This window comes from Paenibacillus shenyangensis, assembly GCF_000346635.1.
Taxonomy (GTDB): domain Bacteria; phylum Bacillota; class Bacilli; order Paenibacillales; family Paenibacillaceae; genus Saccharibacillus; species Saccharibacillus dauci.
In genome coordinates this window covers 172,356-186,147 of the sequence record NZ_AOIG01000017.1, presented here as the reverse complement: position 1 = coordinate 186,147, position 13,792 = coordinate 172,356, and the positions used below count along the sequence as shown (strand labels likewise).

Annotated in this window: 11 protein-coding genes; 1 reads left to right on the top strand and 10 read right to left on the bottom strand. The window is 45.9% G+C overall.

All coding sequences use genetic code 11. The features are described from left to right. Positions 1–109 precede the first annotated feature (109 nt). The gene (locus tag H065_RS0115080; protein WP_017813916.1) at positions 110–514 is read right to left on the bottom strand and encodes a GyrI-like domain-containing protein; all 405 of its coding nucleotides are present in this window, start codon (positions 512–514) and stop codon (positions 110–112) included. Between the two features lie 290 nt (positions 515–804). Next, positions 805–3,117 carry an alpha-xylosidase gene (gene yicI / locus H065_RS0115075; RefSeq protein WP_017813915.1) on the bottom strand — a complete coding sequence of 771 codons (2,313 nt, stop codon included), beginning with the start codon at positions 3,115–3,117 and terminating at the stop codon, positions 805–807. 303 nt (positions 3,118–3,420) lie between these two features. On the opposite strand from yicI, the gene H065_RS0115070 reads away from it, so the two are divergent. Then, positions 3,421–4,353 (top strand): AraC family transcriptional regulator, encoded by a 933-nt coding sequence (locus tag H065_RS0115070; RefSeq protein WP_017813914.1) that lies wholly within the window; start codon positions 3,421–3,423, stop codon positions 4,351–4,353. 6 nt (positions 4,354–4,359) lie between these two features. Here H065_RS0115070 and H065_RS27920 read toward each other — a convergent pair whose 3' ends face one another. The 8 genes from H065_RS27920 to H065_RS0115030 all read right to left on the bottom strand — a co-directional run bounded on the left by H065_RS27920 (position 4,360) and on the right by H065_RS0115030 (position 13,623). Next, positions 4,360–4,743 carry a hypothetical protein gene (locus tag H065_RS27920; protein WP_017813913.1) on the bottom strand — a complete coding sequence of 128 codons (384 nt, stop codon included), beginning with the start codon at positions 4,741–4,743 and terminating at the stop codon, positions 4,360–4,362. 226 nt (positions 4,744–4,969) lie between these two features. Further along, a complete protein-coding gene (helD, locus tag H065_RS0115060; RefSeq protein ID WP_017813912.1) occupies positions 4,970–7,327 on the bottom strand; it encodes an RNA polymerase recycling motor HelD in 2,358 nt (785 codons plus the stop codon). A gap of 237 nt (positions 7,328–7,564) precedes the next feature. After that, positions 7,565–8,308 carry a type I methionyl aminopeptidase gene (gene map / locus H065_RS0115055; protein ID WP_017813911.1) on the bottom strand — a complete coding sequence of 248 codons (744 nt, stop codon included), beginning with the start codon at positions 8,306–8,308 and terminating at the stop codon, positions 7,565–7,567. A gap of 447 nt (positions 8,309–8,755) precedes the next feature. Further along, positions 8,756–9,199: a MarR family winged helix-turn-helix transcriptional regulator gene (locus H065_RS0115050; RefSeq protein WP_017813910.1), complete on the bottom strand. Its 444-nt coding sequence runs from the start codon at positions 9,197–9,199 to the stop codon at positions 8,756–8,758. A gap of 51 nt (positions 9,200–9,250) precedes the next feature. Further along, on the bottom strand, positions 9,251–10,351 hold the full coding sequence (locus H065_RS26030) for an FUSC family protein (protein ID WP_017813909.1): 1,101 nt from the start codon (positions 10,349–10,351) through the stop codon (positions 9,251–9,253). 105 nt (positions 10,352–10,456) lie between these two features. After that, a complete protein-coding gene (locus tag H065_RS27045; protein ID WP_017813908.1) occupies positions 10,457–10,966 on the bottom strand; it encodes a DUF2062 domain-containing protein in 510 nt (169 codons plus the stop codon). A 219-nt stretch (positions 10,967–11,185) separates the two neighbouring features. Next, complete coding sequence (locus H065_RS0115035) at positions 11,186–11,929, bottom strand: glycerophosphodiester phosphodiesterase (RefSeq protein WP_017813907.1); 744 nt, start codon at positions 11,927–11,929, stop codon at positions 11,186–11,188. A 251-nt stretch (positions 11,930–12,180) separates the two neighbouring features. Then, on the bottom strand, positions 12,181–13,623 hold the full coding sequence (locus H065_RS0115030; RefSeq protein ID WP_017813906.1) for a serine hydrolase domain-containing protein: 1,443 nt from the start codon (positions 13,621–13,623) through the stop codon (positions 12,181–12,183). Between the last annotated feature and the right edge of the window lie 169 nt (positions 13,624–13,792).

Sequence of the window (13,792 nt, the reverse complement as noted above, 5' to 3'; positions counted from 1 at the left end):
CATCTTGTAGGGTACAGTTTAGTATGCGAAGTCCTTTTTTGTATAATGCCTACTGGAATGTACTGCCTAGAGATATAGCAGCAAGTAATGGAGACTTATAGGAAGAGTATCAGGATTTCAGTGCAATATAAATGGATTTGGCACCATCTGTATCATACTTCTCATAATCCAACGTGTAAGCGCGATGTAGGCTGCCTTCTTCCTCCAGTTTCCAGATATTTTTCCAGGCTTTGATTACACCCTGTTCATCAGCTGCATCTACCGGAAATACTTGATAAGCTGCAGATTCGGATATTTCCAGCGCATCGCTGTCATCCTGCTGGCTTTCTACCGCGATCGTTAAGGAATAATCTCCTTTGTAATCATTATCATACTCATGATAAACACCATATACTGCTCCCTGCTGCTGTGCTATCTGCGGTTGGGATGCCTGCCATACTCCCATAATTTTCTCCAGCATTTGTTCATCTTTAAAATTATTTGTACGGGTACTTTGGATTTTTTGTAGTCTCATTCGTAATCTCCTCTGTGTATGAACTAGCATCATGATCGGTAAATAGTATGTAAATAATGCGTATGTCTATATTTCATAATGCTGTCATTATTATAGAACGAATGTTCTTTCATTTCAAATATTACCAAAAAAAGACCGAAACTGTGGAAGCAGGGTGCAGGGTAGATTAAAAAGCAGATATGGAGAGTCGATGCTCCATAGCTGCTTTTTTAAACTTATATAGTCATACAGATTACGATGGCTGTACAACAATATACATTGCTGCAGCCCAACGCGCTCCTTATCCCTGTTTACAGTGTGATCGTGATTTTGTCGCCTTCTGCTGCAAAGACTGAGCCCTGTTCACCTGCAGATTGGGATGCTCCTTGTACAGAAGCAGCGTTCTCGATTCCGTGTAGTACAACAGACCAGTTGGTCAGTGTACCTGACGCCGATACTTCAATCGTTCCATTCTGGCGAACAGCTGTAACGTCAGCGGCATGGTCTCCACTGATCTGTACCAGACGAATCGCAGAGCTCTGTCCTTCTTCCAGTCCGTATATATGAAGTTCTACACCATCGGTATAGTCATAGTCCGGCTTGCTGTCTTCCAGACCCATAGCAATAATGCTACCCGGCTTCACCAGTACCGGCATATTCATATAATCATAGGTCTCATTGTACCAGCGTCCGCCCTGTACCACAGCATCAGTCAGCAGATTGGTCCATTGTCCTTCCGGTACATAGTAGGAAGCTGCGCCTTCAGCATTGAAGATCGGAGCAACCAGCAGGGAATCACCGAACATGTACTGACGATCCAGCATGTGGGTCGCAGGGTCTTGATAATAATCCAGCACCATCGGACGCATCATTGGTGTTCCCTGTTCGGAAGCAGTCACTGCTGCATCGAACAGATACGGCATCAAGCGGCATTTCAGCTTGGTAAATTTACGCAGGACATCGACCGATTCTTCATCGAACAACCATGGGACACGATAGGATTCATTACCATGCAGACGGCTGTGGGAAGATAGCATACCGAATTGTACCCAGCGTTTGTATACCGCAGGTGCTGCTGTCATCTCAAAGCCGGAGATATCGTGACTCCAGAAGCCGAATCCGGATACGCCGAGGGACAGACCACCGCGCAGCGATTCTGCCATCGATTCGAATGTGGATGAACAATCTCCACCCCAGTGAACAGGGAATTGTTGTCCGCCTACTGTTGCCGAACGGGCGAATAATGCTGCTTCATTTTTGCCCAGCGTTTCTTCGAGCAGTTCGAATACAACCTTGTTATACAGGAACGTATAATAGTTGTGCATTTTTACCGGATCGGATCCGTCATAATAGACAACATCAGTTGGAATCCGCTCGCCAAAGTCGGTTTTAAAGGAATCTACGCCCTGATCAACCAGTACTTTCAGCTTGCTCTTGTACCAATCTACAGCGGCTGGATTCGTAAAGTCTACCAGACCCATGCCTGCCTGCCATAGATCCCACTGCCACACGCTGCCATCTTTGCGTTTCACAAGATAGCCATTCTCCATGCCTTCGTCGAACAGATAGGATTTCTCGGCGATATACGGATTGATCCAGGCACAGATTTTAAGTCCTTTGTCTTTGAGGCGCTTCAGCATGCCTTCCGGATCGGGGAACATACGCTCATCCCATTTGAAATCACACCACTGGTATTCACGCATCCAGAAGCAGTCAAAATGGAATACGGATAATGGAAGGTCACGCTCTGCCATACCATCTACAAAATGATTAACTGTTGCTTCATCATAATCCGTTGTAAAAGAAGTCGTCAGCCACAGACCGAATGTCCATGCCGGTGGAAGTGCAGGCTTACCGGTCAGCGTCGTATAGTTATCCAGTACTTCCTTGGGATTGCTGCCACCGATAATAAAGTACTCCAGCGTCTCGCCTTCCACACTGAACTGTACTTTGGATACGTTCTCGGAAGCGATCTCGTAGGATACTTTTTCCGGATGATTCACGAATACGCCGTACCCTTTGCTGGACAGGTAGAATGGAATATTCTTGTATGCCTGCTCACTGCTTGTACCGCCATCTTCGTTCCAGATATCTACGGTCTGCCCGTTCTTCACAAACGGAGTAAAGCGCTCGCCGAGTCCATAAATATACTCGCCTACACCCAGCTCCAGCTGTTCGCGGAAAAAGATGCTATCTTCCGGTCCGTTGATATATCCGGGTCCTTTATGTACACTACCGGTCAAATGACGATCGTTATAATCAAAGCTGATATTCCAGCCTGTATTCTTGGTAACGGTAGCTTTCAGTTCACCACTTTGCACAGTCAGCGCCTGCTCGTCATCCTGAATCACCAGATTGTGATCCTGCTGGGCTAGTTCGAACTGTGGTGACAGATTGAGGCCCCCTTTATGATGATTGAACGTTACTTTGATTACATTGGGAATAGGCGAGCTCAGCGTAGCTTTGATCAGCGCGCCATTGAGGGTATCCCCTTTGCGTTCGATACGCTTGGTTGCTGCATAGAGAGTGACCTCGTTATCTTTGCGTACGATATCGCGGATATCGACAGGGTGCTGCATATGGTAGCCTTTGCGAATTTGCCAGTAACCATCTGTGAATTTCATGAGTATTTCCCTCCACTAAAATCTATATTTAGTAATCGATTGCTGATGAACACTTGTGTAATCTTGATCTATGTATAATAATATTGATTAAGAAAGCGCTTTTCTTCTTTTATTTTGACAAATAGTAGCAGTATTTTGATATTTTGTGATTGTACAACTGTGATGGACTGTCTACTTTATTCAGGTTGCTAACAAACAGGTATGGATAAGATACCTAGACAGATCAAGATATGAATGCAGCCGTAGATATGAGTAAAAATAGATATAGACTATAGAAACAGATGCAGACAGGAGGATGATCAATTGAACAGTTTCGAACCGATCCGGGATAAGCTAAAAGAAAACCGGATTCATGGCAGCCGCATGTATCCGGTAAGTGTATATTTTATGGATGATCTGCGGGAAGAGACTATTCTGGAATGCCATTGGCATGAGGAGCCCGAGTTTATACTCGTCACCGGCGGAAAAGCAATGTTCCAGATTGGCACACAGGCTTACGAAGTCAAAGCAGGCGAAGCTGTATTCGTTAACAGTGGCGAGATTCATACCGCTTATCAGATGGGTGCAGAATCCTGCAGCTTTGCAGCCACTGTATTTGGCATGTCCCTGCTTAACAGTCCCTCGTATGATACCGTACAGGCCAGCTATCTGGACCCTCTGCTCACGAGTAAGATTCAGCTGCCCGTTCATCTCACTCATGATCAGGAGTGGCAAGCAGAGATTCTCATATTGCTGCAGCAGATTATTCATATCAATGAGACACGCACTACTGCTTTTGAGCTGAAAACCAAAGCTTATCTGTATCTGATGATCTCGCTGATGATCGAAAATATGGATCAACAGCCTATTCCCTTTACAGCAGCCAGCGACAAAATCGAGCGCCTCAAGCTGGTACTGGGACATATACATCAGCAGTATCAGCAGCCGCTTCGGCTTCGTGATCTGGCGGAGCTGATTAATATGAGTGAAGGCCATTTCTGCCGCTTCTTCAAAAGTCTGACCCAAAAAAGTCCGGTCGATTATATTAATCGCTATCGTACCCAGCAAGCTTGCCGACTGCTGGAGACGACCGATCGCAAGATTGTGGATATCTCGCTCGAAGTAGGCTTTGACAGCCTCAGCTACTTTATATCGGTGTTTAAGCAGCATCGAGGATGCACGCCTTCACGATACCGCAAACAGGTGACTACAGCTACTCCTGCGCTGATTACAGAACTAATGGATGTTAACGGTTGAGTCATACTATTGAATCAAGCTGTCAGCTACCTGCTCCGGAATCGAATCTTTTCCCAATCGATGCAAAAAAGATTTCCAACGGGCACGGGACACCGGCTGGTAAAATAGATGTTCCAGCTCCTCGTACTGATTCTCATCGAGGGAGAGCCAGATTGCTTTGCTGGCGATTTTGGCACAGTGCTGATGCCGGATACGGGAACCTCCTGTTTTGCAGCGAACAGGAATCCGGAATTGCAGCAGTTTCTCTATATTGTCCCAGCCTGTCCAGCTGAATCTGCCGTCATGCTGAAAATCAATGGCATGAAGCGTATACCTGTGATCTGTCCTGGCTATGCACTCGACGATCAGCCACTGCTGCAGCATGATTTTCGCCTGTTGTCTTTGGTTCATAGGTCTATCCTCTTTTCTATTATGTGGATATTTCTAATTCTCCTTCGGATAGCGAGTACGCCTATTCCATCCTGTATACAAAGAGAGAGAAAGATGAATAATTCATCCTTCTCCCTCTTATTTTACAATTATGAAGCTGTATCACAAAAACATACTACTATTCTAACGGCATGACTGTATTTGTTCTAGATTGTTCTGGATGCATTCTTATTCCATGTATGTCTAGTCAAGCACGATAATCCTGCAGTACATAACTCTCCGTACTCACATCTTCAATCAGCGGCGTAGGTTCTTCGATCGCATACAGATACAGCAGATGCATTGCCCGCGTGCAGGCTGTATAAAACAGCTTGCGCTCGGCTTCACGATTATAGCGGTCACGGGAAGCATCATATAGAATAACTGCATCAAACTCCACACCTTTGGCGAGATAAGCAGGAATAATGATCGTTCCCTTTTCAAATATCGGCGTGTTTTTGGTCATTTTACGCATGGTAATCTGATCTTTGAGCGCTTCATAGGCTTCGGTACATTCGCTCTCGGTCTTGCAGATAATCGCCGTGTACTGATATCCCTGCTGCTGCAAATGATGGATATTGCGCACAATATCCTGATGCATCTCTTCCCGGTCGTTATACAGTGAGACGACAGGCTTGTCTCCGCGACGATTGAAAGGAACAATATGCTCGCCGCCCGGAATCATTTGACGGGTAAAATCAACAATCTCGTAAGTGGAACGGTAGCTGCGAGTGAGACGGATCAGTTCGGTGTTCTCTTTGCCATACAGCTCAAGCAGCGGTTCTTCTTCATCAAATACCGAGTTATGGCTATAGATCGCCTGATTCAGGTCGCCCAGTGCCGTCATGCGCGCTCTTGGGAACAGACGCTTCATAAATTCCAGCTGGAACGGTGAGTAATCCTGCACTTCATCCACAATCATATGCTTGATGGACGTATTGGAACGGAATCCTTGCAGATGTTCCTTAAGATAGAGATACGGCGTTGCATCTTCGTATGCCAGTTCACCCTTTTGCATACGGCTGATCGTTTGTGGACCGAATTCATGCCAGCCTTCCGGCAGTGTACCGCCATTGACACGTGCAAACAGTTCTTCATCGGTAAACAGACGACGATACAGACCGCTCAGATCAATAAAGCGCAATCGTTTAACCCATTTGCGCAGCGGCTTCAACCAGTTATTCACAACCATGCGCGCAGCCATCTCCGCCTCCAGCTGGAAATCATCAAAGGAAATGGATTTATTCTTCTGCTTGCGGCGCATCATCGTGTAAGCACGATGATAATCATCCGTACTGAGCGTCTGAATCTGTTCTTCCACCCATGGTTCCTTGCGCTCACGGCGGCCAAAGTCATTCACTTCCTTGAGCAGCCAATCCCGCAGCAGTTCAATACGATTGCCCAGCTTCACTGCCGAATCGTAACTATAAAACTGATCCATCATCTGCTGTTTGGATACAATCTCGCTTCCCTGGAACCGAACAGCCCGGAAGCTCATCCCTTCATGCAGCAGCAGATCGGCATAACGACGAATCGTCTGGAAATAATCAGCCGAGGATTTGTAGCGAATCCCCTGTACACGTGCCGGGTGTCCATCATCCTCCGACCATGCCAGTAAATATTCCATCTGTGAGAAAATATCTTCCAGATCAAATTCATGTCCGATTCGCACTTCCAGATACGCCTGGAATGTAGTCTGCAGCATATTTTCTTCGCCCAGCTCTGGTAGAACCGTCGATACATAGCTGTTAAACATCGAGTTTGGAGAGAACAATACCATTTGATCGGCGCGCAGACTTTCACGATAGCGATACAGCAGATAGGCAACCCGCTGCAACGCTGCTGAAGTCTTGCCGCTGCCAGCTGCTCCCTGCACGATCAGCATGCGGCTGCGATCATTCCGGATAACGCTGTTTTGCTCTTTTTGAATTGTAGCTACGATATTTTTCATCTGGTTATCGGCCGTATGACTGAGTACCTGCTGCAGCAGTTCATCCCCGATCGTTACACCGGTATCAAACAGTACCTTGATATTGGCATCACGGATTACGAATTGACGCTTCAGTTCCATCTCGCCTTCGATAGCGCCTACCGGTGTACGGTAGGAAGCCGGCCCAGGCGCACCATCATAATACAGACTTGATACCGGCGCACGCCAGTCATAAATCAGGAAGTCCTCTTCATTCTCATCCAGAAACGATCCGATCCCCAAATAGATGCGATCTGCCGGACCCCCGTCCTTTTCCTTAAAATCGATCCGACCAAAATACGGCGAACTGGACAGACGACGCAGTTTGTCGAGTGTCAGGCTGGAACGACGGTGGCTCAGCTCCAGCTCGGACAATACCTGAGACTGTTGACGCAAACTCGTCGATGTCTCACCAACATCATCCTGTTCACTGAAGTTAATGGATACTTCATCCCAAAAATCTTTACGCATTCCGACTACATCGCCCCGGCTCTCACCGACCTGCTGCTCCAGCACACGGATTTTGCTATTAATCTTGTTTGTTACATCATTAACACGATCCTGCTCTAATTGCCAATCTTGATCTTCTATTGCCATGCCGCCATCCCCTTGTCTATGTCTGGTTATAAATCAGGTGTAAATCAGGCGTTCAAATTTATATTTGACATTTATATGAATGTGTGATATTATCATATTAAAATATGCTCATTTACAACACTCTGCCATTTTGCAGAGCATTTTTTATTTTACGACTTTCTTTTATAAATTGCAAATAGCAAAGCCGCACGACTGAATATACTCGGTCATGCGGCTTTTTTAGTTATCATGGCGCGGTTATTTGGTTAAAATAATCGGTTCGCCCTTGGTAATAATCAGGGTATGTTCATACTGGGCAACATAGCTGCCATCATCGGTTTTGAGCGTCCAGCCATCGCTTCCTTCGTATACTTCTTCTGCCTTGGTAGACACGAATGGTTCAAAAGCGATAACAGATCCTTCTTTCCACAGATCATTATCGGTAGGATCATAATAACTCAGAATGTACTCGGGCTCATCATGCAGCGATTTGCCAATTCCATGTCCGGTCAGATTGGTAATTACGGTAAAGCCCAGTTTGCGAGCTGTATTGTGGCTGGCTTTGCCGGCATTGCTGCGCTTGGAGCCTGCTTTGATCTTTTTGGCAGCTGCATCGAATGCCTGGATCGAGGCTTCGCATAGAGCAGTCAATCTTGGATCGCCTTTACCTACGACAAAAGATACACCGGTATCGGCGAAATAGCCATCGAGTGAACCCGATACGTCCACATTCACTAGATCGCCTTCCTGAATAACACGTTCTCCCGGAATTCCGTGAGCCACTTCTTCATTAATACTGATACAGGTGTAACCCGGAAAGTCATACGTTACTTTCGGTGCAGATACAGCACCATATTGTTCGAACAACTCGGCAGCACGCAGATCCAGATCAATAGTGCGTACACCCGGCTTCGCCATATTTTTCAATTCGTCACGAATAATCGCTACGACTTTGCCTACTTTTTTCAAACCTTCAATATCCTGTTCTGTTTTTGCAATCATGCTTAATCTCCTTTGCACTCAACATCAAGCAGCATTATAGCTGCTGTATTCACTTTATTCAAACTCACATATCTTCTACTATACCTTATTATTCAAAAATTTGCACAGTGAACCACCTGTCTGCCCAGCTTCTGAACAGATTAGCATCCCGCATAATAAAAATTCAGCCTTCTCCAAGAAAAAGAACTCCCGACTTATTAACCGCCTACTCCGGTAAAGAGTAAGGGTTGATAAGCCGGGAGGCCAGAACGCCGATGGTACTCCTATCTGCTGAATCACGATCAAGTTGCTGTTATATGGTGACTATAACCATTTCAGGATAAAAGAAGTGTTTTTCAGTTGTTATATGCTTTGTTCTATAATAAGGTTCCTTGTACTCTATTCTATGCCCTGGTTGAAAGCAATAACATCCAATAAGTGGCATGTTTATAATCTGCTGGATATAGATTAGTCCATATTTTTGATAATACGGTCTACCAATCCCAGTGTAATCTCGCGCTCTTCACGGCTGAAACCGTTAAATACTTCTTCGATCGTCTGGGTAGCTTTGGCAGCCAGATCATCCAGAATACTGCGACAGTAATCCGTCAAATAGATCAGATTAGTACGCCGATCATCAGGATGAGGGACACGGGTAACCATACCGCGACGGATCATATTATCGATCAGTCTGGATACGCTAGGCTGATCCTTGCGGGATAACCGGGCGAGACGGTTCTGGGTCTGTCCATCTCTTTTCCACAGGTAGGAAATGAGTATCCATTGCTCATGGGTCACCGGATAGCCGGCATCCCTGAATTGCTGGTTTAAGCGATTGTTCGTCAGTCGTGAAGCGATTGCCAATTTGTAACCAATTGAATTTTCTAAAGCGTAAGGAACATTTGTTGTCATTCCCGTTTGTCTCCTTTGAACCGAATCCATAGTATTGCTGGTCCCGGAAGATTACTTCCAGGGCCAGGTTGGAAAAGTGCGTCGTGCAGGCTTGGATTTGGCGCCGTCCTGATCATCATCTGTATCACGGTGACTGGTGGACTCGAGATGATCGACGAGACGGTTCAGCCGCTCCAGTTGATAACCATAATCATACATCACTGCAGCTACGATCGACAATCTCAGCACACCGCCAAAGTTCTCCTGGTAGCGTTCAATCATCGTATCGAGGAATTTGTCATTGGCTTCTTCGACTTCTTCTGCTTCACTGTTATTATTTTTGATTTTATTATTCAGTTTGAGCAGGATGTGCTCATGGAATTTGATCAACTGTTCCAGATGGGCATCAAAGTATTCATCAATCTCCGGTGTTCGCTCCGCCTGAAAATAATGCTGTTCGATCGCCGTTAATACATCATTTCCCTTGCGCAGTGAGGTGACCATCTGTTTGTTGACGACCAGATGTCGCTGACGGCTAAGCGAAGCTTTTTTGAGTTTTTTGGACTCTTCTTCCATCAGATTGTATTTATCGGACAAGGACTGAATAGCCCCTTCCAATGCCCGTTTCTCTTCGCGGAAGACTGTTTCCTTGATTTCATCCGATACGGCTGTACGCAGCAGCAGGGATAAACGACTGAATGTCGTCTCGATCTGTGCCTTGAACTGTCCCAGCGGCTTGGGTGGAGCAACCAGTATATTAATCAGGAACGCTGATACAATCCCGATAATACTGAGGGTAAAGCGATTGACAGCGAACTGCCATTGTCCCTGACCGGATACTTCCATGACAGAAATGACTGTAACCAGCGTCAGACCGATCGTATCGCCCATATTCAGCCGCAGACAGATCATGATGACAACTATACACATCAGCCCGACCGCTATCGGTTCATTGGAAAATACCATTCCACCCAGCAGGGCAAGAATCGCTCCCAGTGTATTGGTCTGGATCTGGTCCAGGAAATAACGGAATGATCGATAGATAGATGGCTGCATAGCAAAAATAGCAGCGATAGCCGCGATAACGGGCGGCGTCAGATTAAGCCAGGAGCTAGCGTATAAAGCAAGCGTAACCGCAATTCCGGTTTTCAGCATGCGGGCTCCAAAATTCACGGATGTTCCTCCTTTGTTATTACAGTTAGTAGGATTGGGTTCTGGGATAGCAAATGCAGATTATAGTATATTACCCGTATGTGTGCCTGTATAATGCAGGAGGATTTATTTTTTGCCGCGCAGCATCTGCAGCAGATGTTCGCGGTAGCGAAGCATAACCCATTTGATTACGACATAAATAATAATGCCAAAAATCAGACTGTTTACCGCAGCACCTACGCCAAAGTCAATACCCGCATCCCGCCAGCGATGGGCATGATGAATCGGCTGCATATAATCTTCGGGCCAATCCGGAATCCGTACATTGGGCATGTGGGAAGGCAGACTGGCCGACTTCCAGAGTGTCACCAGAAAATGTCCGGTATGATAATTCATAAAAAAGGTAAGCGGCCAGATAAAGGAATCAAGTGATGCTGCAAAGATAGCGGCCGGCAAAGCACCTTTAAACAGCCTGTTTAATCCAAGCGACAACAGCGGACCGACCCCTAGAAGCGGGTACCAGCTGGGGACGAGTCCTACTGCAAATCCTACCGCTACCTGATGCGCTCCTTTTCGAAGTCGAAGGAGCCGGATTGTGTTTAGCTTAAGATAGCGTCCAATACGTATTTTTCTCATTGCTGGTCTCCATGGTATGACCTCTAATTCCAGTACAGTTTATTGTAACTTGTTCTATTACGCTTGAAAAGCTTGGTGTCTATATTGTCACCAAAACACAAAAAAACGCTTATACGTTATCAACGGTATAAAGCGTTTTTTTATGTAGATATTTATGTTACTTAACAATCATTTATTTGCATTACATATACTATGGCTTAAATAAAAGATCATTTTCACTTAGCGTCCCGCAGTAGAAGTCTGCAGTAATTCATGCAGGCGATCCGGGTAGTCTGTAATAATGCCACTGACACCCATCCGAATCAGTTCGCGCATCTCGGCAGGATCATTTACCGTAAACGGATTGTACATCACACTCTGGTCGGCCGCCTGCTGTACCATACGGTCATTCATAAACTTGTAGTACGGATGCAGGGCAGTAGCTCCAATACTTCGCGCATATTTCCATGGCTCAAATAGATTCTCTCCATATAGAATCGCTGTCTGGATCTCCGGGGCGATGCGCTTGCAGATCACAAGCGAATAATGATTAAAGCTGGAGATCAGCACCCGCTGCGAGAGTCCACGCTTGCGAATCGCAGCAATAACTTTCTCTTCCATACCTTCATAAGGCTCCATATTATTCTTCAATTCCACGTTAAGCATCATTCCTGTAGGTTCAATCCAGTCCAGCAGCTGCCCCAATGTGGGAATACGTTCACCAGCAAATTCACTGCTGTACCATGATCCTGCATCCAGTTCGGTGATCTGGCGGTAAGTCAGATCCTTGATCTCTCCGGATTGTCCGGTCGTACGCTGTACGCTCTCATCATGAATCAGTACAAGACGTCCATCCTTGGTCATCTGTACATCCGTCTCGATACCTGTAGCTCCAAGCTCCAGGCTTTTTTTGAAAGCAGCCATCGTATTCTCCGGACAATAGCCCGAAGCTCCACGATGCGCATAGTTTACAATCGTATTCATTGTATAGGCTCCTCTCGGCCAGACGCGCTGCGTAGTAGAAATCTTGTATCCAAAATAAGGACTTTGACCATTATAATGTTCCAATATTCGGGGAATGTCAAATATCGTAGAACCTCTGTTTTTTATAATCTTATCCTCTTACTCTCTGGATTATATCTCTAGTGTAGATGACAAAAAGACCGTTCCCTCATAGGAGAACGGTCTTTGCTTATGAGGCTGACAGATAGCCTCATTCATTCAAAAAGTATGCTTTATTTAACGAGCGCTTTATTGGCCAGAGTCTGGGTATCCGTCAGCATAGTTGCGATATCCATACCATAGTGGTTACCAAGCAGAACAACGAGCACATCATCATCCAGATTATACGTAAATCCTGTCGCATAACCGGTACCGCTGCCATTATGGTAAATGGTATGTTTGCCGGCTACATCCTTGATCAGGAATGCATAGCCGTATGGCTTGAGCTCCGAATATGGAGTGAACATCCGGTCGATCGTCTGCTCACTCAGAATCGTATGATTGGAAAAGGAACGATACCATTTCATCATATCATCCAGACTGGAGTAAAATGTTCCCGTACCCGATTGGGAAGCGTAATAGCCTGCTTCGGTCCATTCATCGGTAGCTTTGTCTTTAACATAACCTTTGATCGTTTTGGATTCTGGTGTCGCTTCGCCAGTATCCTTCATATTCAGCGGATCGAGGAAAGTATGCTGGATATATTGTCCGTAGGTCTCGCCGGAAACTTGCTCTACAATATAAGCGAGCAGTACATATCCCTGATTACTATAGTTAAACGTCGTACCCGGCTCAAAACGCAGCGGCTTGGTCTTGATCTCATTCACCGTATCCTGCAGCGTTACACCTTCGCCGCGGGTAAAGTTGGAATTGAATCCAGCTGTATGCGACAACAGCATATGAATAGTCATCTCGTCACCACGCGGGAAATCCGGGATGTACTTGGTCAGCTTGTCATCAAGATTGATTTTGCCTTGTTCAACCAGCTTCATGATCGAAGAAGCGGTAAAGGATTTGCTCAGTGAAGCAATCCGGGAAATGCCGTTCGGATCAGTTGTACTTTGTCCGCCGGATAGTCCGTATCCTTTTTTCAGCACCACTTTGCCTTTGTAGGCAACCAGTGCAAGACCGGAATAGCCCTGTTTTTGCAAATAGTCATCTACCGTCTTCGCAGAGCTGCTCATCACTGTTGCCTGATCCGGCGTCAGATTGATTGTTGCCAGTTCCGGTGTAGAATTCAGGGTGAGCTTGGCTTTAAAAGCATCTGCCAGAAAACGTGCAGGTACCATCATCGTTCCGTTCACGTTCCGGGATGGTTCCGGCATTTGTATCGTATATCCGTCCAATGTGATCACTGCTGTATTCGGTGTATGTACAATGGTATCTCCATTGCTGTACATCACTACCGAACGGGTCGGTGCATCCCAGGTAGCTTTTGCTCCGAGTGCACTGGCTGCTTCACGCAGCGGTACCATAGTTGTGCCATTCATTACGAATGGTGCTGTCGACCAGTTGATTTCCTGACCGGCTATCGTAATAACAGCAGGCTTTTCACTGGCTGCCGCTTGTACCTGCGGCATAGAGTATGAAGCTGATCCGATCGATACGGTTAATGCGCCGACAACAGCCAGCTTGGTAATCATCGCAAGCTTGTTGCCTTTTGATTTGAATAACATAATGATAAAATCCTCCCGAGTCCAAAGTAGCATTATTCTTATGCTCATGCAGCCGATAAATGCAGCACTATCTATTATAGAGGTCGAAGCTTAACGGAATCAAGGTAATACTGCAATCTATCGCTTGTTTCCGTACTGTCTTTTTATGTGATTCAGACAGCTACTTCTA

Bases quoted from the DNA above. Each gene is read 5' to 3' on its own strand.
- map (WP_017813911.1), bottom strand. From the start codon at position 8,308: ATGATTGCAAAAACAGAACAGGATATTGAAGGTTTGAAAAAAGTAGGC.
- helD (WP_017813912.1), bottom strand. From the start codon at position 7,327: ATGGCAATAGAAGATCAAGATTGGCAATTAGAGCAGGATCGTGTTAAT.
- H065_RS0115035 (WP_017813907.1), bottom strand. From the start codon at position 11,929: ATGAATACGATTGTAAACTATGCGCATCGTGGAGCTTCGGGCTATTGT.
- H065_RS27045 (WP_017813908.1), bottom strand. From the start codon at position 10,966: ATGAGAAAAATACGTATTGGACGCTATCTTAAGCTAAACACAATCCGG.
- H065_RS0115080 (WP_017813916.1), bottom strand. From the start codon at position 514: ATGAGACTACAAAAAATCCAAAGTACCCGTACAAATAATTTTAAAGAT.
- H065_RS0115050 (WP_017813910.1), bottom strand. From the start codon at position 9,199: ATGACAACAAATGTTCCTTACGCTTTAGAAAATTCAATTGGTTACAAA.
- H065_RS0115030 (WP_017813906.1), bottom strand. From the start codon at position 13,623: ATGTTATTCAAATCAAAAGGCAACAAGCTTGCGATGATTACCAAGCTG.
- H065_RS27920 (WP_017813913.1), bottom strand. From the start codon at position 4,743: ATGAACCAAAGACAACAGGCGAAAATCATGCTGCAGCAGTGGCTGATC.
- yicI (WP_017813915.1), bottom strand. From the start codon at position 3,117: ATGAAATTCACAGATGGTTACTGGCAAATTCGCAAAGGCTACCATATG.